Annotated in this window: 16 protein-coding genes; 1 reads left to right on the top strand and 15 read right to left on the bottom strand. The window is 46.0% G+C overall.

Annotation, left to right across the window (positions count from 1 at the left end; translation table 11 throughout):
- From QUF61_RS16555 to rpoH, 13 genes are all read right to left on the bottom strand, one after another.
- Window positions 1–325 (bottom strand): hypothetical protein (locus tag QUF61_RS16555; protein ID WP_289682705.1); only part of this gene is annotated, 325 nt, incomplete at its 3' end.
- Between the two features lie 189 nt (window positions 326–514).
- A complete protein-coding gene (locus tag QUF61_RS16550) occupies window positions 515–6,298 on the bottom strand; it encodes an alpha-2-macroglobulin family protein (protein ID WP_289682703.1) in 5,784 nt (1,927 codons plus the stop codon).
- A gap of 151 nt (window positions 6,299–6,449) precedes the next feature.
- Window positions 6,450–9,143, bottom strand: coding sequence for an EAL domain-containing protein (locus QUF61_RS16545; protein WP_289682701.1), 2,694 nt, complete (start codon window positions 9,141–9,143; stop codon window positions 6,450–6,452).
- Between the two features lie 54 nt (window positions 9,144–9,197).
- The gene (gene lolA / locus QUF61_RS16540; protein ID WP_103919589.1) at window positions 9,198–9,929 is read right to left on the bottom strand and encodes an outer membrane lipoprotein periplasmic chaperone LolA; all 732 of its coding nucleotides are present in this window, start codon (window positions 9,927–9,929) and stop codon (window positions 9,198–9,200) included.
- Between the two features lie 140 nt (window positions 9,930–10,069).
- Window positions 10,070–11,227 (bottom strand): ATP-binding protein, encoded by a 1,158-nt coding sequence (locus tag QUF61_RS16535; protein WP_289682698.1) that lies wholly within the window; start codon window positions 11,225–11,227, stop codon window positions 10,070–10,072.
- A 269-nt stretch (window positions 11,228–11,496) separates the two neighbouring features.
- Window positions 11,497–12,003, bottom strand: a complete 507-nt coding sequence (locus QUF61_RS16530; protein ID WP_103919588.1) for a TIGR00645 family protein — start codon at window positions 12,001–12,003, stop codon at window positions 11,497–11,499.
- 109 nt (window positions 12,004–12,112) lie between these two features.
- A complete protein-coding gene (locus tag QUF61_RS16525; protein ID WP_103919587.1) occupies window positions 12,113–13,180 on the bottom strand; it encodes a type I restriction endonuclease in 1,068 nt (355 codons plus the stop codon).
- A 308-nt stretch (window positions 13,181–13,488) separates the two neighbouring features.
- A complete protein-coding gene (gene rsmB, locus QUF61_RS16520) occupies window positions 13,489–14,910 on the bottom strand; it encodes a 16S rRNA (cytosine(967)-C(5))-methyltransferase RsmB (protein WP_103919586.1) in 1,422 nt (473 codons plus the stop codon).
- Complete coding sequence (fmt, locus tag QUF61_RS16515) at window positions 14,885–15,814, bottom strand: methionyl-tRNA formyltransferase (protein WP_103919585.1); 930 nt, start codon at window positions 15,812–15,814, stop codon at window positions 14,885–14,887. Before fmt ends, rsmB begins: the two co-directional genes overlap by 26 nt.
- A gap of 24 nt (window positions 15,815–15,838) precedes the next feature.
- Entirely contained in the window at window positions 15,839–16,342 is a 504-nt protein-coding gene (gene def / locus QUF61_RS16510; RefSeq protein ID WP_103919584.1) for a peptide deformylase, read from the bottom strand.
- A gap of 16 nt (window positions 16,343–16,358) precedes the next feature.
- On the bottom strand, window positions 16,359–17,117 hold the full coding sequence (locus QUF61_RS16505; RefSeq protein WP_103919583.1) for a TatD family hydrolase: 759 nt from the start codon (window positions 17,115–17,117) through the stop codon (window positions 16,359–16,361).
- 51 nt (window positions 17,118–17,168) lie between these two features.
- Window positions 17,169–18,251, bottom strand: coding sequence for a phospho-N-acetylmuramoyl-pentapeptide-transferase (gene mraY, locus QUF61_RS16500; RefSeq protein WP_289682694.1), 1,083 nt, complete (start codon window positions 18,249–18,251; stop codon window positions 17,169–17,171).
- A gap of 197 nt (window positions 18,252–18,448) precedes the next feature.
- Window positions 18,449–19,315: an RNA polymerase sigma factor RpoH gene (gene rpoH / locus QUF61_RS16495; RefSeq protein WP_103919582.1), complete on the bottom strand. Its 867-nt coding sequence runs from the start codon at window positions 19,313–19,315 to the stop codon at window positions 18,449–18,451.
- Between the two features lie 106 nt (window positions 19,316–19,421).
- On the opposite strand from rpoH, the gene QUF61_RS16490 reads away from it, so the two are divergent.
- A complete protein-coding gene (locus tag QUF61_RS16490; RefSeq protein ID WP_289682693.1) occupies window positions 19,422–19,904 on the top strand; it encodes a nucleoside deaminase in 483 nt (160 codons plus the stop codon).
- Window positions 19,905–19,908: 4 nt separating this feature from the next.
- Here the strand turns inward: QUF61_RS16490 and QUF61_RS16485 are convergent, their stop codons facing one another.
- Together QUF61_RS16485 and rbr are read right to left on the bottom strand one after the other, a co-directional pair.
- Entirely contained in the window at window positions 19,909–21,525 is a 1,617-nt protein-coding gene (locus tag QUF61_RS16485) for a methyl-accepting chemotaxis protein (RefSeq protein ID WP_289682692.1), read from the bottom strand.
- A gap of 205 nt (window positions 21,526–21,730) precedes the next feature.
- Entirely contained in the window at window positions 21,731–22,309 is a 579-nt protein-coding gene (gene rbr, locus QUF61_RS16480) for a rubrerythrin (protein ID WP_103919580.1), read from the bottom strand.
- Between the last annotated feature and the right edge of the window lie 189 nt (window positions 22,310–22,498).

Genomic DNA, 22,498 nt, shown 5'->3' with positions numbered 1-22,498 from the left:
ATAATGATGGAGAATTTTTTACCCAGTAGTGGATATTTTGTAATAAAACACCTAGATCATCTGGCATAATAAACTGTTGATAAGTCCTAAATAATAAATACTGCGTCCCATAAATAATACCTATAATTACTGAAAAAAATATTACTAAAAATTTCCCCGCTATAAAAATTAACTCTCTTAGAAAAATAATGAGAAATAAACTAGAAATACCAGAAATAATATAAATATCAATATACTGAGTAACAATATCAATACGTAACCAAATATCTATAACAATTATAAAAAAAACAAAAAACATCCAGTTATTTTTTTTTACTATATCCATATTATACTGTTCTTAGACTCAATATCGACTTGATTGACTGCTGAATTACCTTAAAATCAAAATGCTTGACTAGTACAGCAAATACTAAATGTGAATAATAATAATTTGGCCAAAAGCCTTGTCTTAATAGTTAATTATTATTATCGGTATTTACCGATTGCTGTACTAGATGTTTCAAGGCCTTTGTTTTTATCGGCTAATCCGCACCAAAGTTGGCAGCGATTTACCATAAATATCCGGTTCATACATTTCTTCTGCATGAGCGGGCATGGCGGTAAATGCTCCGGGGGCTATCGCTTGTGCTGTATAACTCAGGTGATAATTTCCCGCTGGTAGATAATCAGCATAGAAAATTGCAGCATGATGGCGCAATTCTTTATGGTAGAAACTCCAGAAATGACCGCCATAATGTTTCCAGTCGCTGAATTGATACCAGAAAGAGGCACCGGCATAATCACTTTTTGCCTTATCCGCAGCAGTCTGGGAAGCAGTTGCCAAATCCCGGTTCACCGGCTCTAAACCACCGGGTACGGCATCATCAAGCACCACAAAATTACGTGCAGTGGGCAGGGACAGATAGAGATCAACCCGTATCAGATCACCCGTTTTCAGATCCATCGGGCTTTTCAGTAACTGCCATTGAGCATTGCGCTCTATGCTGTATTCCCGCACCAGGCTCATACCCGCGTTCACGCGCTTAGCCGCTTCTGCTTTTGGTGCATAAGACATTTGCACCCCATAATATAAACGTCCACTGCCGGTTTTATCCAGTTTCACCGTAGCTTTACTGCCTGGGTCTGCGCTACCGATAGGACGCGAGAAGGCCACGGCTGGGTTACGCACATCCTTAAACGCGGTTTCCCCCAGCTTTTCCCAATGCTGCTGTTGGCCTTGCACTTTGCCAGCACCAAACCAGCTTTGCACCCGCATATCGGGACTGTCTTTTTCATACACCCGCGCATAATCAATCAGGGCATTCATGCAGAACATATTTTCCTGGGTATTTTCCCAGTGGGTGCGACTCTTGCGACTGGCAACAATACTGCGTACCAGCTTGGAAGGCAGGCCGCTGCTGCTCACGCCCGGTTTTTCTTCATAGCTCACCAGCGCGCTGAGTATGGCGCAGTTATCACGTAGCGGGGTTGCCAGGATACGGGTATAGCTATCATCCAGGGTTTCATTGAAACTGATTTTACCGCCACTTTCCACCGCTTGTGCGAGGATGCTGTCATTAATTTCCTGACGTATGCTGTCACTGCCTTTGATATGCAAAGCGGCATCCAGCAATAAGGCCCTGCCAAACAGACTCATCTCTCCCATATGCCGGTGATAACGTTTCAAATCATCCAGACTGGCTTTGTTTTGTCGTGCCAGGGCAGCTAATGCCACGGCACGCACAGTGGAGGCCATGCCTGCGCTGTAAAAGTCCGGCACTACATCACGGCGCAGCAAGGTTTTTAAGTAGTCTTGCAGGGCCGTTTCCACCTCAGCAGGGATTTGCTTGCCAGCATCGCGCAACCAGTTAAAGGCTAATGCAGTGTAGGCGCTCAGATAAGGACTGACCCGGCGGTTTTCTGCAATAAAATAAGTCATGCCGCCATTAGGTGCCTGAAATTCCGCTGCGTGTTGCAGGGTATTATCCGGCAGGGTTTTACTACCCTTCCAAACCAGGGTATCCGGTAGCCAGTTTTGCAGTGATTGATAATGCGAAGCCATCACCCCTTTGCTGAGCTTTTGTTCCCAACAGGCGTAGGGATAGTTGCGCATATACTTAAACGCACCATCCACACCGCCAATAATACTGGGCGCGGTAATCACCTTCACTTCACCGGTATCGGGATAAATGTCTGCTGGAAATGCGAGGCTTTCCGATACACTGTTTTTGGTGGTGCTGCCATAAGTTGCACCGGTTTCCAAAGAACGGCGAGGATAGACTTTTAAGGTTTTATACAAAGCGTCGCTAAACTCAGCAGACTTGGCCTGTGCCGTCAGTTGGATTTCTCCGGGGATTGCCGCTTTTACCGGCAGCCATACGGTTTGGCGTTTATACGGCTCCAGCTTGAGTTGTTTAACCGTTTCAAAACGCTCACCGCTGCCTTGTTGCAGCGCCTGCACCTGCATGGTGACATCCTGTACCTGCTCGGTACGATTCAGTATGCTGAAACCGGCTTGCACCTGATCGCCCACGGTCAATTGATTTGCCAGTACCGGGCGTAATTCCAGCGGCTGATTGACTTTGAAATTGGCATGACCCAGACCCATGCGATCCTCAGGCGTCACCGCCATCGCCAGCACCCGCCAGCCAGTCAGGTTATCTGGCACTGTAAACTGAATTTCAGCATTGCCTTGCTCATCAACGCGGATGCCAGGATTCCAGTAACTGACAAACTTAAACAGCGAACGCAGACTGAGTTTGGAGCCGCTGCCACCACCGTCACCACCGGGATTAGCCCCTTTTTTCTCAAATTTCTGGCGGCCCACCAGTTTCAGCAGCAGATTGTAATTGCGCACATCCAGATCATCTAAGGTATAGAAACCTTTATAAGGATCAAAATAAGACAAGCCTTGAGATAATAAATCAAACACCGACTCATCCAGTACTGCAACCGCAATTTCCACGGGTTGCTCAGGTGTTAACGGGCCTTGCGGGGTACTGACATTGAGTTTGACACTGACCTGATCACGCGGTCGGTACATTTTTTTATCCGGCATGACTGCAACTTTTAAGGTTTTATACGGGTCTTTAACGCTGGTTTTGACATAGCCCATGCGGAAAGCCGGTTTGCCTAAATCCACCCGCTCGGGGCTGATGGGTTTATCCACCCGTGGTGACATCACCAGTACTGACAGAAAATAGCCGGGCAAATCATCGGCCTGCACATCGACTTCAATGATTTCTATGCTGTTTTCCAGGGTTTTAACCCAACTGCGCATGACCCCGAAACGCTCTACCGTAATCAAAGCCTGTGCGCCGGGGAAGGGATTTTTCACCAGATAACGTGCGGTTTCACCGATTTTATAGGTATTTTTTTCCGGGGTAATATCCAGACGGTTACTGGCGCTGCTTTCCCACAAGACTTCACCTTTACCGGCAACCCATTGCGTCATTTTGCTGCGATGCACACGGCTCTGAGTATCTTTGATTTCTGCTGTCAAACGATATAAGCCGGGATGATCCGGCGTGAAACGACAGGCCACCGCATCGTTACCCGATAGCGACTGACAAGCACCCGCGTCCACCCACTCATGGCTGTATTGGGTCAGATAAGCATTACCCGCGCCTTTGACCCGCGCCGCCTTGGTTACTCGACGTTGAATGGTGCTTTGAATCGGTACGCTTGGCGCGATCTTGCCCTGTGCATCCACTACCAGCAATTGCAGGGTGGTAGCCTGCCCGACGTGGCTGATCCAACTGTCCTGTTTTACCCCGACAAAATGATCCCGACCCACGTAAGTTGCGCTGCTACGGCTGGCAACATCTTTGCCGCGATCATCGCGCACCGTGCTTTCCACTTGCAGTTTACCGTATAATACCGGGCTGTCTTTAGGTAGAATAAACTGGGTTTTGCGCAAACCCTGATGATCCACTTCACCCTGACTTTCATGTACAGTCTGATCATAATCCAGCTCATCATTCCAGACATCAAACACAAATCCCTGCGCTTTTGGATCTTCCGGCTCCAGCCAATCCTGATTAAGCTTGGCATAAACCTGACTATGCGCATCTACATACGGGCCACCGGCATGTAAACTGGCGCGGGTTTCCACTGCAACGCTATCCCCCGCTTTAAACAACTGACCGTTTAAAGTGGTCTGCACCCGAAAAGGTGAGGGGGTGAAATCACTGACCAGAACGCGCAACGGCGACCAGGATTGTTCGGTGAACTTCGCTTTTAAGATAAAATCATACCAGCCCACTGCTGCGGTTTTTGGCAGCTTGTATTCTCCGGCAAAACTACCGAATTCAGATAAGGTTAAGCCTTTAATCTCATGGACTTTTTTACCGGTGGGATCACTGATTTCCAGACTATAGGGGCCGGAAGGCGGTGCGACAAATGCGGTGTTGCTTTGATCACGCACCAGCAATTTATACTGTATGCTGTCTCCGGCACGATATACGCCTTGCGCGGTCGTGCCCCAGGTGTGAATATGCCCGTATTGCTCGCGGGAATAGGCCGATACGCTGTAATCACTGCTGAGTTCATACATGTCCACGCCAAAGCGGTAATCCATCGCCAGCAGCGCAACCGCATCGGCTTTACGCGCATGAACAAATAAACGTGGTTTATTGTAGTCATACACCCGGTATTGTAATTGCGGGTCCAGCGTCACATTACCCGGCAGCATGGCGATACCTTTTTTATCAGTACGTGCCTGGGCCAGAATCGCAGGATTTTCCGCAAACGTACCATAAGTATCGGGATAAATGCTGATGTCCACATCCGCCACCGGCAAGCCCGTGGCTAAATCCGTCACCCACACCAGCGTATTGTGATAACCGGCTTTTACTTCCATGGCAAACGGTGTCACCTGGGTGAAAAAGCGGTTATCCCATTCCCGCTCCAGGGGTGGCGAGGTGGTAAAGCGCCCCTGTACCACACCGGATTGTGCCGGAATTAAAGCGCGGAAATCCAACGGCGTGCGAAATGCAATATCCTGGGCTTGATTCACCGGCTGACTGACATGGCGGCGGTTTTGCGGCCCCTGCACAGTCAATAAACTATAATCCAGATCCAGACGCTCAAGATTGGTCACCACGATAGGCACATGACTGTCCACCGCGCTTTCCAGCACAGCCGTTTCATGTTCAAAATGATAATCCGGGCGACGATGATTGGTGGCAAATTGTAAATCTGCTGCCTGTTTTAAGGGGCGGTTAAATACATCTTTTAAGCCATTTTCCACCAGTTGCAGATGATAAACGTCCCAGGCTTTGAGCAATTCCGGGAGTCGCATACGATAGGTACGACCCGCATGGTGCGCACGATCCAATTGATTACCACGATATAAACGGGTCCAGGGATCATAATCCTTGCGTCCCCCAGCTAAATCCGGCGTTAATTTCAACGCGGCTTTTAAGTCATCCACGGCAACCGGCGTAGAAAACTCCAGTGTTACCCGGCGCTGTGGATCACAGCGTCGTTCTATGCTCAGATTTAATGCCTGACCGGATAAAAAATGTAGATTATTATCCCTGTTATCAGTGCAATGCACACCCAGAAAAGCAAAAGTTGGAAAACTGTCAAAATTGACGATGTCACGTTTTTCCACCCCGATTTCACTGCCTTCATTACCTAACAAACCCGGCTGCACTCGCAGTGAAAGGGGTGTATTTTCCGGCAGTTCCTGCTCAGGGTTGACTATCCAGACGCGCTGAAACACCGCAGTTTTTTTCTTGTTTTGCGGCACAACCCGTAGCTTATGCACATAACGTCCATTACTGCGCAAATATAAAGCTTTCGCCACTGATTCCTGATGTACGGGCTGGTTAAAGCTGACCCTGATATAGGGCATACCCGGCGCGGTCCATTTAATAAAACGCTTATAACTGACTTTAGGACGTTGGGTAATAAAACTGTGTTGTGTTGCTTTATCTAAAGTGGCCCCGGCTTCGGTTTTAATGCCGGGTTGCACAATCACCCGATAGCGGGTGGCTTTTTTCATGCGGGTCTTGTCACTGAGTTGGCAGGCCAAGGCCGAAGTATTCAACCAGCGCCACTGGCAATCCAGTTTTGGCACAATGGTAATCGGGATTTCTTGCGCATCGCGCTCCATTTTCCCCACCGGCACCACTGGCTGATTAAACTGAAACAGCATTTGCCTGCCTGCGGGTACATCCCGACCATTCGGTGTAATACGCAGCAGTTTCAATGGTTTATCTGCGTGATTAAAATCAGCGGAATCAAAAGCAGCCCAAGCTGCCTGCATAGCTAACAAGCCACTTAGAAACAGAGAAAACAAGACGCGAAACATGGTAATTTCCCCAGTCTGGAAAGAATAAAAAATGATTATGCTATATTTTACTCATAAATCATACCGACAGCATTTCATATTAGTGTAGCACTTGTCTTTGCAATTGAGACTGCTTCTCACTTGTCCTGCGTGGAAACCCCTATCTGTCTATTTATGCGCGGTCAAGATATAACCACGATGGCACTTCTGTCAGCAAGGCTTCAGTCTCGCCAACAGGTAACGGGCGGGAAAACAAATACCCCTGACCATACTCACTGCCCAGATTTTTTAAGCGCAATGCCTGTTGTACTTCCTCAACGCCTTCGCTGATAACCTGCATATCCAGCTTATGCGCCAGTTCAATAATACTTTCCACTATCATGCAATGTTTATTACTTTGCAACATGAGGCGTATAAAAGATTGATCAACCTTTAAATAATTGGCTGGAAAACAACTTAAATACTCCAATGAAGAATAACCTGTACCAAAATCATCAATACTGATTTGTATGCCCATATTCTTAAACTGTTCCAGTAGAGCCAGAGTTTTTTGCACATCCTGCATAATCATCGTTTCCGTCACTTCCAGTTTGAGCTGCGCAGGTGGCAGTTGACTGTCTTCCAAAATCTCTTGAATCGACTCAAGCAAGTGCGGGTGGTTTAATTGTTTTGCAGATAAATTGACGCTGATCAGCAAATTGGCATAATGTGGAAATTGTTGCTGCCAATGTCGCATCTGATGACAAGCCTGAGATAATACCCATTCTCCAATGGGTATGATTAAATTACTTTCTTCAGCAACGGGAACAAATTGCGCAGGTGAGACCATGCCACGTTCTGGATGACGCCAGCGCAGCAATGCCTCAAAACCTGACAACTCACCGGTTTCCAATCTGACAAGGGGTTGGTAATACAACAAAAATTCAGGCAGATGATAGCGGGAATGGGAGGATGGCAAGGTTTGATTGTGAACCTGCGGTGTGGGTAGCGCATTTGCTGTTTCAGGTTGCTTAAAGGCATTGCGCAAATCACGCTCTAACTGGAAATGTGCAATTTCCTTTTCCTGCATATCAATGGTAAAAATTTCCGGTTCATGCGTTTCCTGAGTTTTGGCCCTATTCATGGCAGCACGCGCATTGCGTAATAAATCCCTGGCATCTCCTGAGCGCCCTAAGGCAATGCCAATATTTGCATGGGTGAAAACTTCTTCCTGCTGAAACTGGAACGAACGGGAAATTTCTTGATGAATACCTGCCGCCAATTGCTTGGCAATCAGGCTTAAATCTTGTTGCCCTGTCCGGCTTTTTAATAAGATGCCAAATTCTGTGCCTCCCATTCTGGCAATACACACGGTCGCTTTTTTGGCCGTTTTGCCTTGTGCATCCAGGCTATGCTGAACACGTCGGGCAAAAGTTTTTAGCAGACTATCCCCTGCCAGATGACCTAAAACAGCGTTAATAATCTTAAAACGTTCCAGATCTAACAAAACCACAGCGATTTCTGTGTTTATCACATTTGTGGCAGAACTGTTATCAGAGACTACATGTCGCTGCTGATTCAAACGCCGCAGGTGCTGGGAAAAAAAACTATGGTTAGGCAAACCCGTGAGATTGTCATAAAAACTATGATATGCATAACGATTTGCCAAAACACTACTGCTGACAAATACAAAACCAGCAACGGGCGCAAACAGAGGAATCCAGATAAGCTGCTGGAATAAAATTAAATTGCAAACATAAAGGATTAATATCCCTCCCGATACGGCAAGCAACAGCTTTAAGGGATGATGAGAACGCCAACATAACAAGCCACCAAGCAAAGACCAGCTAATAATCCATAAATATTCCATACCGCCAGACCAGAACTGAAAGGTTCGGGTGGTTGCCGGATGAGCTGCAATGCCGCTATCACCGGTTGCGATACTAATCAGCTCACTAACCGCATGTGCGTGTAGCATAATACCAGGGATAAAAAATCGTCCATCCAGATGTTGTTCACTGAATGGCGTGATAAACAGATCCTTACCGCTGCTGGCAGTGGTACCAATTAGAATAATTTTATCTTCAACCTGTTCCGGCTTAATGCCATCTTCCAATACCTGAGTTAAAGTCACTGTGTTAGCGGCGGGAATATGCGGACAATAATTGAGCATCATCTGATAGCCTTCCGCATTAACACCTTGATAACCACCTGATTCAGGTGTTAAAGGGGAAATTTCAGCTAATCCCAAGCGTATATTATCGGGATGTGCCGCCACGGGAGCAGGATAAATCTGCTTTTTTTTCAAATAGTGTAAAGCCAGTTGCAGCCCAAAAGACATATAGGTGTAATCTGCTTCTGCCGCATATAATAAGTTACGACGAATCACGCCATCGGGATCCTGCACAAAATCATTAAACCCCACCTGCGCCAGCGGAATCCCTTTAGGAGGCGGTACCCTGCTGCTGCCTGCGGCACCTAAATTGGTAATTGAAAATACATCGGGGAATTGTAACTGGGCTTGTAACAGTTGATTGCCAGGGGGTTGGGGGAAATCACGATAAATATCCAGACCAACTGCTGCTGGTTTCAACGCCAGTAATTTTTGAATGGTTTGCGCAATGGTTTGATCAGATAAGGGCCAGCGCTGCTGTTGTTGAATATCCGCTTCAGTGATACCCACCACTAAAATACGGGGATCGGGCGGCAGCTTTTGACAAAAACCAAGCTGCCAGTCAAATACCTGTAACTCCATTGCCTGAAAACCACCGGAAAAATGAATCAGCAAAATAAAAGCAGTGGCGACAAAACCTGTCAATGCAGAGCGCAGCGCCAAGCGGCTACGCGTATAACAACGCAGGGATAAAAGTTGCTTAAATAGCCACATTGAAATCTAAGGTGGTTGCGGAAATAATTAAGTGATGCTTATTTTTCTCAGAGCCTAAGGATTTCTGCCATCAATCAAATCCGTGCCTTCCGGCGGGGTAAAATGAAAGCGGTTCTCAGCCAGTACGGTATTTTTTTGCTGTTTGGAAAACTCAATTAAAGTAAATTGCCCAAGCTTATCTTTGAATTCCAGACGGAATAATAAATCAGCTTTAAAAATTAATAAAATCTGCTGAAATTGCGCATCATCTGATTTAGGCAATAACTCCAGCGTTTCCAAATCCTGCCCATTTTCTTTATCTGACAAGACACGCACCTTGAAAATATCATCCACCGGGCGGCGACCACTGAGTAATAATGCAGGCGTATCAGCCACGGACGCATCAAAAGATTTAATCGTCACCTGCTCCAGATCGGCATCATAAATCCAGATGGAACTGCCGTCTGAGACAATCAACTGCTCATAAGGCTGCTGGTATTCCCAACGAAATTTCCCCGGACGTTGCAATTCAAGCTGACCTTGTGAAGTTTCCAGCAGAGTCCGGGTTTCATCAAATAACTGCTGTTTAAAATCTGCGCGCAATGTATTTAACTTTTGCAGAAAATAATCCAGTTGATTATCTTCAACAGTCGCTTCAACAGCCTGCACCGGCGTTATTAAACCGGCAGGGTTCGTTGTCATGACCTCAGTGGTTTCAGCTTGCGCTATCGTTGTTCCCAAACATAACAAACAGACAACGCCAAGGCATTGATTTTGGCAAAAACGAAATAATGAGGTTTTATTCATGGGATGCGTCCATAGGGTCAAAAGCAGGAAATGCTCAAATATACCTATTTTAATGCAAATTTAATGCACACATAAGTTATTATTGCCGGGTAGTAACTGATTTGTCTCAAGTCAACAATTGACCCAGAAAATAGGATGTACTACACCAACTGTCCAAGCAAACTACTGGCTGCCAGTTTCACAGGTTTGTTATAGCTGAAACAATCCATTGCCACGGCTTCACCCGTAAAATCCACTTGAAATGCATGTTCAGCATCAGTTTGCTGTTGAAACCAGCCTAAATGTGGATTGAGTTTAGCGGAAGCCGCATGCTTAACCTCCACTAAAAACCAGGGCTGTTGATCTTTACTGACCAGAAAATCCACTTCTTTTTGATCCTTGGTGCGTAAATAATAGAGATCAAATTGTCCAAATCCCCGATCTGTCCACCAATGGCAGGCTTTTAACAAATGGCAGGCAATCAGGTTCTCCGCTCTTGCGCCAGGATTTTGAATAATTGACCAATCCCATAAATAGGTTTTTGGATCTTTACGCAGGGCGGAACTTATATTTTGATGCCAGGGCCGGATGCGAAAACAAAAATAAAAGGCTTCAAGAATATCCAGCCAGCGGCGAATCGTATCAACTGATACCCGAATCTGCGTTGCCAGCGTGGTATAACGCGTCACTTGCCCCGTCTGTTCCTGTAATATTTTACTTAATACTTCCATTTGTCCCAACTCTTGTACCCGCGCGCTATCACGAATATCTTCACGGATGAGTTGCTCACGACGCAGGTGCTGCCAACGGTTGGTAAAACGTTGACTGGCCTTAAGGAAAGGTTCAGGAAAACCACCATAACGCAATAATTGCTCAAAGTCATCTACCGCTAAGACACGCGGCGACTGGAGCAATTGTTCCGGCTCAAAACCCGGCAATAATTCACCTGCGCTGAGCGGATGCAGGTGATAATTAAAATATCGCCCCATCAAACTATCGCCGCCTTTTTTAAAAATATTCAATTGCGCACTACCCGTGACAATAATATGGACTTGCTGCTCAAAACGATCAAAAAAGCCTTTCAGCAGGGTTTTCCAGTGTTTATATTTGTGCAGTTCATCAAATACCAGAATAGGTTTGTATTGTGTCTGGCGGGATAAATCCAACTGCTCGGCAATACTGTCAGCGCCTTTGAGAATTTGCCTGCGTTGATCTAAATCATCCCATGTCAGGTAATAGGATAAACCGGGATGTTGGCTTGAAATTGTTTTAGCCAGGGTCGTTTTACCCACTTGACGCGGGCCTGAAAGGAAAATCATCTGCCGATTTTCCTGAAGCTCCTGGAGCAGTGCTGAGGTATGAATGCGTTCCACTAAAATCTTTCCCATCGTAAAATAGTTTTAACTATTTTACGATGGGAAAGATTTTAGTAAAGAATTGATTTTTATTCTTTTGGCTTTAGCATCAGTTTAACACTGATATTGCCTTTAGTTTTCCCGCTTACAATAAATAAATTACCCCATCTCTGCGGGAAATTCATTTCAATTCAACTTAAAATTTTTTCAGCACCATCAAGTGCTGAAAAAACTTAATGGGCGCGATAAGTGAGCTTGTCCATCATCGCAAATAACAAACCAGACACGACAAAAGTGATGTGCAGACCAAGCATCCAGGCCAGATGGCGATCACTGAGCGCGTCAACATTCATGAAGGCTTTTAATAACTCAATCCCGGATATGGCAACAATGGAGCCGATTAATTTAATTTTAAGATCGCTAAACCCGATATGCCCCATCCATTCCGGGCGATCATCATGGTCTTTTAAGTCGTCCATTTTCGAGACAAAGTTTTCATAACCACTGAGAATAATGATAATCAGCAGATTCATGACCAGGGCAATATCCACCAGGGACAGCACGCCGATAATAATTTCCGTACCTGGCGCGGATAAGACATTGGCGCTTAAACTCCACACCTGCTTGCCGAACTTGACCAGCAAAATCAGCATTGCAATCACCAGTCCCAGATAAACCGGCGCAATCAGCCAGCGACTGGAAAATAATAAATGCTCAAAACCACGTTCGATTCTTTTCATCAGTTATCAATCCTGCTTTTTAATTTTGACACGCGGCGCAGGCGCGCCGCTACGGGTTTCCACGCAAGGCGCGTGGGAATTAGAAAATAACCATTGCAAGCACTGACTATTAGTCATAATCCATCACTGCCTGCTTGATTTGCTCAGCATATTTAAAAATATCATCTACACAATCGACAGTAACCCTTTCTTCTTTTTTCTGAGAAAATAGGCCGATATATTTCTGCGAATGATTAAAGTGAAGCCTGCATATAGGTTTTCTATTGTTATCATCTAATAAAACTCCACAATAGCTTTTGGTGTCTCTCATAGCTACCCGTTTAACGTCAAGCGTCTCACGAAGTATTGCTTTAACAATATTGTAAGCATCTATTTCTTCAGGCGTTGTTATAATCCCGTTGTCGTTCTCATCTTCCGGTAATTCCTCTTCTGTTTCTTTTGGTACGACAACTACAGGTAATTCATTGACTGACAATGCTGATTTCAGACGCTCATTTATCTTCTCGTTTAAAAACTGCTTATGTGCATCCTGAACAATTTGGGTAAACTGTTCAACTACCGGCTTGGTAAGCCTTCCGTCAAATATCTGTGATGCAAAAAATCGTACAAAAGGCTCAGAGGGGTTTTTTAGCTCATCTTCAAGGATTTTTTTGATAGCACCGGTATATTTCAGCGTACTGGCAGTAGTGAGAATATCATCCAGTGAAAAGGCTGTTTTTGTAAACTTCTTCAACTCGTCAATATGATGGTTTTCAAATCCGGTGATATTGAAGGTAAAAAACGGCTTTGAGTCCATTTTATTGGGTTCATCAATATCTGAGTAAAATTCGTATTCTATGCCATTCGTAAGGATAGCAAAGCGTGATTCTGTAGTTGAAAAATAGCGGTATAACTGTGATGCGTGTTCTTGATGCAAGTCTGCGCCAGACCATTTACATTCAAACAGAATAATAATGTCATCATCCTTTTTAATGGCATAGTCAACCTTCTCTCCTTTTTTGGTTCCAATATCTGCGGTAAATTCAGGGATAACCTCTGTTGGATTAAACACGTCATAACCCAGTGCACTAATAAAAGGCATAATAAATGCGTTTTTGGTTGCTTCTTCAGTTTGAATATGCTCTATTTGTTGTGGAATTCTTGATGCAAGGTCTTTTATTCTATCGATAAGATCCATTTTCATTCCTCTATTATTGATATTTTGTGGTTAAGCAATGCGGCATAAAGCGGTAGCATCATGCACAGCATGCTAATAAACCTACTTCAGTATAGTATTTTTGATTTTGTGAAAATGTTATTTTATTGGACTTATTATCAGTCTGCGCTGTAACTTTCCATTTACATAAAAAATTTTTTTCTCACCCCCATGCGTCTTGCGTGGGAGCAAGCTGTGACGCGCCTGCATCAATCAACACGCGGCGCAGGCGCGCCGCCACGGGTTCCCACGCAAGGCGCGTGGGAACCAGGGGTAAACCGTAAACCAAATTATCCTGCTTTTTCTAATAAGGCGTAATAAAACCCGTCCATTTGATCTTCTCCCGGCAGAACCTGCTTGCCAACGGCGCGTTGGTGGCCCCAGGGTACGTCCAGCGGTACTTCTTTGGCATCTTGCTGGTTTTCCAGAAAAGTGCGTGTTACTTTCCAGTTTTCTTCGGCAAATACGGAGCAGGTGGCATACAGTAAACGCCCACCGGGACGCAGGGTTGCCCACAATGCTTGCAGCAAACGGCTTTGTTGTTGGTTCAGTGCCTGCAAATCAGATTCCCGGCGCAGATATTTAATATCCGGGTGACGGCGAATCACGCCGCTGGCGGAGCAGGGCGCATCCAGCAAAATGCGATCAAACGGCTGACCATCCCACCAGTTTTCCACATCGGCGGCATCGCAACATTGCACCTGCGCTTCCAGTTGCAGACGCTCCAGGGTTTGTTGTAAGGCTGGAATGCGCGTTTCGGTATTCTCTAATGCCAGCAGCTTGATATCCGGTTGCATTTCCAGTAAATGCGCGGTTTTGCCTCCAGGCGCGGCGCAGGCATCCAGTACCCGTTCCCCAGCTTGCGGAGCCAGCACTTCAGCAGCGCGTTGTGCTGCGCCATCTTGTACTGACACCTGACCTTCGGCAAATCCTGGCAAACGTAAAACATCCATCGCTTTGCGCAGCACCAGGCCCTGTTTGGTATGCGGCAATAAATCAGCAAAAGTTTCCTGATGACGCAGGGTGGCGACATAATCCAGGCGATCCAATTGTCGAGCATTAATCCGCAGACTCATCGGTGCCTGTTGATTATTGGCACTGGCAATGGCTTGCCAATGTTGTGGCCAATCCTGTTGCAGGCGTTTTAACCACCACTGGGGATGGGCCAGCTTTGCAACATCACGCTGGTTAACCTTCTCCAGCAACTCATCGCAGCTGCGCTGAAAATTACGCAATACGCCATTGACCAGCTTTGCCGCCCAATCTTTACCTTGCCTGCGACACAGCTCCACGGAAGTGCTGATCGCCGCATGGGGGGGGATGCGCGTTTCTCCACTGAGTTGATATAAGCCCAGGTAGAAAATGATTTGTATATCCTGATCTTTGGGCGGCAGGGGGCGCTGTACCAGTCGCGCTAACACGGCCTGTAACCGGGGCAGGTGGCGCAATACGCCATAACACAGACTTTGCGCCAGGGCGCGCTCACGCCGATCTCTTTCATCCAGGCGCTCCAGATACTGGGTCAGACTGTCATCCAGCGAACGCTGTTTTTGCAGCACCTGAAACAATACCTGGCTGGCAATCCAGCGGGCATCCGGCTTTTGTGGCGCACTGCCGCCCGGTTTTCTGTAAGGCTTGCCAGAACGGCTTTGCGCGTTTTTTGGGCCAGCATGACGTTTGTGACTATCAGATTTTGAATTCGGGGTGTGCATTTAAAAAGTCCACTACTGGCATCGGACGTTTGCCAGCTTGTTGTATGTGTAAAAGACGCAGCACGCCCGCGCCGGTTTGAATATCCAGACCCTGCTTATTACCGCGCAGCAAAGTACCGGGAGCTGCCTTGCTATCGCTTTCATCGGTTGCCACTTGCGCCTGCCAGATGCGCAGCGATAAACCTGAAATTTCTGCCTGCGCCACCGGCCAGGGATTAAAAGCGCGAATTTTGCGCTGTAATTGTTCAGCACTGTGTGACCAGTCCAACTGCGCTTCCGCCTTATCCAGTTTTTTGGCATAACAGGTCAATGTTTCATCCTGCACTTCCGGGCTTAAATTATCCCATTGTTGCAGTGCTTGAATCAGGCAGTCCGCGCCGGAAGCCGCCAGCTTATCATGCAGCGTCTGTCCGGTGTCTTCAGGACTGACAGGGGTTTCGGCTTTGAGCAGCATATCGCCGGTATCTAAGCCCAGCGCCATTTTCATAATGGTAATACCGCTGCTTTCATCGCCAGCCAGCAGCGCGCGATGAATCGGCGCAGCACCGCGCCAGCGCGGCAGCAAGGAGGCGTGAACATTAATGCAACCCAGACGTGGCGTATCCAGCACCACTTGCGGCAATAACAAACCATAAGCGGCAACCACCATTAAATCGGCATTCAGTGCCTGGAGCTGCGCTTGCGCCTCCGGGTCTTTCAGCGTGACGGGCTGATAGACGGGAATATCATGCTTTAAAGCCAGTTGTTTCACCGGACTGGCCTGTAATTTCCGGCCTCGTCCTGCGGGTCGGTCGGGTTGGGTATATACGGCGCAGATGCTGTAACCCGCAGCAATCAGCGCAGCCAGCGAAGGCACTGCAAAGTCCGGGGTACCAGCAAAAATAATACGTTTGATTTCAGTCATGAGGTGTCCTGCAAAAATAACTACTTACATAGCCTGACGGCGGCGTTTTTCTAATTTTGAACGGATGCGGCGCTGTTTCAGCGGGGATAAGTTATCAATAAATAATTTACCCTGGAGATGCTCCATTTCATGTTGAATACAAACGGCTAATAAACCATCAGCTTCAACACTGAAACTTTGTCCTTGCGGGTTATTTGCTTCAACGATAACCTTTTCCGCGCGTTGCACGCTTTCATAAATTCCCGGCACTGACAAACATCCTTCTTCACAGGTTTCAGTACCCTGTTGTTCCTGCAAAACCGGATTAATCAGACATAAGGACTGATTTTTATCTTCCGAAACATCAATGACTATCACCTGCTGATGGATATTAACTTGTGTAGCCGCCAGGCCAACACCCGGTGCCTGATACATGGTCTCAAGCATGTCATCAACCAGTTGTGATAATTTTTCATCAAATACCGTCACGGGTTTGGCAACAGTGCGCAGGCGTTTGTCAGGAAAATGTAAAACTTCGAGTAAAGCCATGATTGGAGTTCTCTGTTTATAGGTCAAATAATTGCCGGGTATTGGTTGTTGTAACCATGATGATTTCCGCAAGCGGTTGCTGGCGCAATTGCGCGAGAGTTTGCGCGACTTCAGGCAAATAAGCGGGTTCGTTATTAACGCCACGATGGGTACTTAAAGGCTGGTCTGGCGCGTCAGTCTCCAAAACCATCGCAGACAGCGGCAGTTTTTGCACCAGTTTACGCATTTTTTGCGCACGTTCATAGGTGATAACCCCGCCTATGCCCAGATAAAACCCCAAATCTATCAGCTTTTGCGCTTGTTGCAAGCTGCCGGAAAAACTATGAATAACGCCGCGTAAACCCGATACCTGGCGTAGTTGTTTTAAGATTAAATCCACAGATTTACGGGCGTGTAAAATCACCGGGCGCTTGCTGGCTTTGGCAATTTGTAACTGCGCGTCAAAATAATAATGTTGTTGTTTGGGATCGAGATCTTTGAGATAAAAATCCAGGCCAAATTCACCCACGGCAACGGCAGATTTTTGTTCTATCCAGTCTGCCAGTGCTTGCAGGTGTTCGGGTCGGTGCTGTGATAAAAACATCGGATGCAGACCATAAGCCGGGAATAAAAAATCATGCTGTTGACATAAATCGTGGATACGCTGCCAATGTTGCGCCTGACAACCGGGAATCACCTGTTGCATCACGCCCACCTGACGCGCGCGTTGAATCACCGCATCGCGCTCGCTGGCAAAACGTTCATCATCAAGATGGCAATGGCTGTCAATTAACATGGTTCGGTTTATGGTTTATGGCATCGTTGAAGTCGTGCTATTGCATACAGTTTAGCGGATTTTCAAAGTCGCCAGACCAATCAGCACCAAAATCACGGTAATAATCCAAAAGCGTACAATCACCCGTGGTTCCGGCCAGCCTTTTAATTCAAAGTGATGGTGAATCGGGGCCATGCGAAAAATCCGGCGGCCTGTGGTTTTAAAGGAAATGACTTGTAAAAATACAGAAATGGTTTCTACGACAAAAACGCCGCCCATAATAACCAGTACAAATTCCTGACGCACAATAACCGCCAGCGTACCCAGCGCGGCACCTAGTGCCAAGGCGCCCACATCACCCATAAAAACCTGGGCCGGATAGGTGTTAAACCATAAAAAACCCAGACCCGCGCCAACAATTGCGCCGCAAAAAATAATCAATTCACCGGCACCGGCAATAAACGGGATATGCAGGTATTCAGAAAACGTAAAATGCCCGGTGAGATAAGCAAAAATGCCTAAGGCACCGCCGACCAGCACGGTGGGCATAATTGCCAGACCATCTAAGCCATCGGTCAGGTTAACCGCATTGCTGGTACCGACGATAACCAGATAGACAAAAGGAATAAACAGCCAGCCCATGTTCCAGGAAAAATCCTTAAAAAAAGGCACAATCAATGCAGTTTCCGCAGGGCTTTGCGCACTCCAGAACAACCAGAAGGCAATGGCAAAACCGGCAACGGATTGCCATAGGTATTTATACCGCGCAGGCAGACCTACTGAGTTTTTATAGACCACTTTACGGTAATCATCCACCCAGCCAATCCAGCCAAACAAAAACGTCACCACCATCACTATCCAGACAAAACGGTTACTTAAATCGGCCCATAACAGGGTGCTGATTAAAATGGCGATTAAGATTAAAGCGCCCCCCATCGTCGGCGTACCCGCTTTGGAAAGGTGGGATTGTGGACCATCATCACGCACGCTTTGCCCAATCTGGTGGCGTATCAGGCGTTGAATCATGACCGGGCCTAATAACAGGGAGATCAATAAAGCGGTTAGCACGCCAAATACAGCACGTAAAGTCAAATATTGAACGACATTAAAACCAGTATGATATTGCGCCAGGTATTCACTGAGCCAGAGTAGCATGTATGTTCCTAGACATGTATGTTCCTAGAGGAGTTACAAATAAAAACGCAGATAAACACAAGTGTTCATCTGCGCCTTAATAAATAATTGGTGTTACGCGGTCACTATTTTCTGTACCAAATGGTTTCTGTGGCAAATGGCGTTTGGCAAGGTGCAAATGAAAATCAGTGTATAACACCCGTATAAAAACTTCAGAATCAAGTAATATTAATCTGTTTTTTAAGTTTTTTCATGGCATTATTTTCAATTTGCCGTACCCGCTCAGCAGAAATCTGATATTTATCAGCCAGGGTTTGCAAGGTGGCTTTTTCTTCGCCTAACCAACGCTGTTGTAAAATATCCTGGCTGCGATCATCCAGGGTTGATACGCCTTGCTTTAACTGTATCTGACGCTGTTGTTCCCAGTCATGCTGCTCTAATAATTCAGCAGGATTAAAACGATTATCTTCCAGGTAACTGGCAGGGCTGGCGACAAAATCTTCTGATTCTTGATCACTGGGGCCATCAAATACCGGATCGGATACGCTCAGGCGTTTTTCCATTTCCAGTACATCTTTGGGCGTGACGCCTAAATCTTCCGCCACCTGCTGAACCTGGCTATGAGATAACCAGCCCAAACGTTTTTTACTACTGCGCAGGTTAAAAAATAACTTACGTTGCGCCTTGGTGGTTGCGACTTTAACAATACGCCAGTTGCGCAGAATAAATTCATGAATTTCGGCACGAATCCAGTGTACTGCAAAAGAAACCAGGCGCACGCCCATGGTGGGATCAAAACGCTTTACTGCTTTCATCAAGCCAACATTACCTTCCTGCACTAAATCAGCCAAAGGTAAACCATAGCCGCGATAACCGCGCGCAATATATAATACAAAACGTAGATGAGACATCACCAGGTTACGGGCAGCATCACGATCCCCCTGCTGAATAAATGCGTGTGCCAGTTCTTGCTCGGCTTCTTTACTCAGGGTTGGAAAACTTTTAACCTGCGCAATGTAATAATCAATGCTTTGCTCAGATGCAATCAGTGATTTATTCAGATTTAAAGCTAAATCATGGCTCATATTTTTTTTGCCCTCATTAAAAAGCGTTTTTTAGCACTCAAATTAAGAGCGTGCTAAGCTCCACTTATTATAGGGTGAATTCACTAAATTTCAAGCGGATACGTTTATGAATACTGAAGATTTACAGAAAAAATATATGCGTCTTGCCATTCATGATGCCGAACAAAACTGTAAAACCGGAAATGGCGGCCCTTTTGGTGCTTGTATCGTCAAACAAGGGGAAGTGATTGCAGTTGCCCATAATACGGTGCTGCAAGCCGATGCCACCTGTCATGCCGAAGTCAATGCAATTCGTCAGGCCAGTCAGGTATTAAACACCTATGACTTATCTGGTTGTATGATTTATTCAACCACGGAACCCTGTCCCATGTGTTTTTCCGCGATTCACTGGGCCAATATCGCCCAAATCATATCGGGTACATGTATTGCTGATGTACAAAAACTGGGGTTTCATGAATTGCCCATCACTAACCAGACACTTAAGGAACTGGGTAACAGTCCCATACAACTGACCCCAAATTTTTTACGGGAAGAGTGTTTGTTGTTGTTGCAGCACTGGCAAAACTCAGAACAGGGGCATGCCTACTAAAATATTATTTTTCAACCGAAAAATAAGCCACCGCATTTTGTAATTGCTCAGCCTGTTCTTGCAGGCTTTGACTGGATGCTGCCAATTGTTCCGCGCCTGCTGCATTTTGTTGCGTACTTTGATCGACTTGTGCAATTGCCAGATTAATTTGCTCCAGACCACTGGTCTGCTCAGCGCTGGCAATGGCAATGCTTTCAATTGCCACTGCATTTTGTTCGATATTGGGTAACAGACCCTGCAATAAGCCCCCGGTGTGTTCTGCTGTTTTGACACTTTCTATCGCTAAACTACTGATTTTTTGCGCAGCGCCCTGGCTGCGTTCTGCCAATTTACGAATTTCATCAGCAACCACTGTAAAACCATGCCCATGTTCGCCCGCGCGCGCGGCTTCAATGGCGGCATTTAAGGCCAATAAATTAGTACGATAAGCAATTTCTTCTACAATACTGATTTCCTTGGCAATCTGTTGCATGGCTGAAACTGTGTCAGTGACCGCTTGACCACTGATATTTGCCATATTGGCTGCGCTTTGCGAGCGTTGGTTGGTTTCTTCCGTGATCTGCGCATTCTGGTTGACGGTGCTGTTAATTTCTTCCAGAGAAGCGCTCACCTGTTCAACGCTTGCTGCCTGATTACTACTGCTTTGCGAGAGATTTTGCGCAGTATCATTCAGTTCTTGGGCCATATTTGAGATGTCTGCAACCGTATGACGAATATTGCTAATCACTTTTTGTAGTTGTCCTACCATGTGCTGAAGTTCAGCGTACACACCCGTGCTTTTTTCAGCATCAAAAGTGATATTTAACTTACCCTGAGCGACCATTTTTGCCAGCTTGGCAATATGCGTAGGTTCGCCACCAATTTGATGCAAAATGCGCAGGGAAACCACCACACCGATAAAAATGGATACCACAGCCAATATTACCACTAATAGCTGAATCAGCAATAAGATAAGCTTATATTTTTGTTGATATTCTTCCACTTCCTGCTGGGTACGCACATCCAGTAACTGAAAAAATTTATCAATAGGTTGCATGATAGCGGATTTGTCTTGATGGTATTTAAGATCATGCATAATACGCCGCGCCATTTCAGGATCAGGGGCTGATTGCCGGGTATAGTTCCCATTACCATCATTATATAGCCCTTTAATGGCATTCATAGCGATAGTTTCCGTGGTGACCAGGCCATCTGAATTTTGTTGCGCCTGATGTAACTGCTCAAATTCCGCCTTGATAAATCCCGCTGCCTCCATCAGTTTTTTTAAGGCAATTGTTTCACCATCAGAGCGTGGCTTGTCCCCATAATCAAGCACATTATCCCAATAAATGCGTTCATAATGCTGGGGACGTGGCTTCTTGCCATTACGTATATCTAAAATATGCCAATACATTTTTTCATAACGTGCATCTCCACTCACCACATAAGTGCGTGCCAGACGCGTTAAATCATCAGAGCTTTGGCGTAATTCATCTGCCAGCAGATAAGAGGTATAACGTTGCTGATGTTTCTGATTGAGTGTGGCCTGATAATTACTCATCAGCCAACTGAGTATACCCAGACCGATAATGCCAAGCACAATGATGGTATAACTGATAGATAAATAACGTTTAATACTCATTTTTTTATACTCACTCAATTAAATTGGAAATATAATTAATCTGAGTTCAATTTAGGCTTCTTAGGCTTCATTCATCGCTTAATGCAATGAATGAAGCTTAAACTCACGCTAAGTTATTGATAGCAGGTAGTGGATTTTAGCATGATGTGAAAACGGTTTTCAGATGTACAGTGGATAAATGAAGCTTACACCGAACTCAGCTTATTTACCAATTTTCAGCCAATAACTCAAAATGCGCTTGTGGATGTAAACAGGCCGGACAAACTTTAGGCGCATCTTCCGCTTCATGCAGATAACCACAATTGCGACAACGCCAGACAACAGCACCATTTCTTTTAAACACCTTGCCCGCTTCAAGGTTATCAGCCAGATCGCTATAACGCTTGCCATGTTGCTTTTCAGCAATGGCAATAGCTTCAAATGCGGCTGCAACCTGCTCAAAACCTTCTTCTCGAGCGACTTTTGCAAAAGCCGGATACATTTGTGTCCATTCGTGTTCTTCACCAGCGGCAGCAGCTCTCAGGTTTTCCAGCGTGCTGCCAATTTTCCCGGCAGGGTAAGTGTCGGTAATTTCCACATCGCCGCCTTCAAGAAACTTAAAAAACCGTTTTGCATGTTCTTTTTCCTGGTTCGCAGTCTCTTCAAAGATGCTTGCAATTTGCACCAGGCCTTCTTTTTTTGCCGCACCTGCAAAATAAGTATAGCGGTTCCTGGCCTGTGATTCGCCGGAAAATGCTTTAAGCAGGTTTTGTTCCGTTTGTGTGCCTTTAATACTTGTCGTCATTGAGGATCTCCGAGTCAGGTTTTAATAAACAACCACCCGCTAAAAGACGGGTGGGTTAGAGTGTTTGGCGGCTGAAAGCCGAGATACAGGGCGGACAAGCCCTGTTGTTTAGCCCCAACGGGGCGCATTAATATAGCCAGGGGTAACACCCCTGGAATTGTATCCGTGCCATTCACGCCCTGAAAGGGC

Origin of the sequence: Candidatus Venteria ishoeyi, from assembly GCF_030378065.1 — a bacterium.
Taxonomy (GTDB): domain Bacteria; phylum Pseudomonadota; class Gammaproteobacteria; order Beggiatoales; family Beggiatoaceae; genus Venteria; species Venteria ishoeyi.
This window is presented reverse-complemented; position numbering and strand designations above follow the sequence as displayed.

Excerpts from the sequence above, each read along its gene's own strand:
- QUF61_RS16485 (WP_289682692.1), bottom strand. The coding sequence starts at position 21,525 with ATGAGTATTAAACGTTATTTATCTATCAGTTATACCATCATTGTGCTT.
- QUF61_RS16550 (WP_289682703.1), bottom strand. The coding sequence starts at position 6,298 with ATGTTTCGCGTCTTGTTTTCTCTGTTTCTAAGTGGCTTGTTAGCTATG.
- QUF61_RS16525 (WP_103919587.1), bottom strand. The coding sequence starts at position 13,180 with ATGGATCTTATCGATAGAATAAAAGACCTTGCATCAAGAATTCCACAA.
- mraY (WP_289682694.1), bottom strand. The coding sequence starts at position 18,251 with ATGCTACTCTGGCTCAGTGAATACCTGGCGCAATATCATACTGGTTTT.
- def (WP_103919584.1), bottom strand. The coding sequence starts at position 16,342 with ATGGCTTTACTCGAAGTTTTACATTTTCCTGACAAACGCCTGCGCACT.
- QUF61_RS16505 (WP_103919583.1), bottom strand. The coding sequence starts at position 17,117 with ATGTTAATTGACAGCCATTGCCATCTTGATGATGAACGTTTTGCCAGC.
- QUF61_RS16490 (WP_289682693.1), top strand. The coding sequence starts at position 19,422 with ATGAATACTGAAGATTTACAGAAAAAATATATGCGTCTTGCCATTCAT.
- QUF61_RS16545 (WP_289682701.1), bottom strand. The coding sequence starts at position 9,143 with ATGTGGCTATTTAAGCAACTTTTATCCCTGCGTTGTTATACGCGTAGC.
- lolA (WP_103919589.1), bottom strand. The coding sequence starts at position 9,929 with ATGAATAAAACCTCATTATTTCGTTTTTGCCAAAATCAATGCCTTGGC.
- rbr (WP_103919580.1), bottom strand. The coding sequence starts at position 22,309 with ATGACGACAAGTATTAAAGGCACACAAACGGAACAAAACCTGCTTAAA.
- QUF61_RS16530 (WP_103919588.1), bottom strand. The coding sequence starts at position 12,003 with ATGAAAAGAATCGAACGTGGTTTTGAGCATTTATTATTTTCCAGTCGC.
- fmt (WP_103919585.1), bottom strand. The coding sequence starts at position 15,814 with ATGACTGAAATCAAACGTATTATTTTTGCTGGTACCCCGGACTTTGCA.
- rpoH (WP_103919582.1), bottom strand. The coding sequence starts at position 19,315 with ATGAGCCATGATTTAGCTTTAAATCTGAATAAATCACTGATTGCATCT.
- rsmB (WP_103919586.1), bottom strand. The coding sequence starts at position 14,910 with ATGCACACCCCGAATTCAAAATCTGATAGTCACAAACGTCATGCTGGC.
- QUF61_RS16535 (WP_289682698.1), bottom strand. The coding sequence starts at position 11,227 with ATGATTTTCCTTTCAGGCCCGCGTCAAGTGGGTAAAACGACCCTGGCT.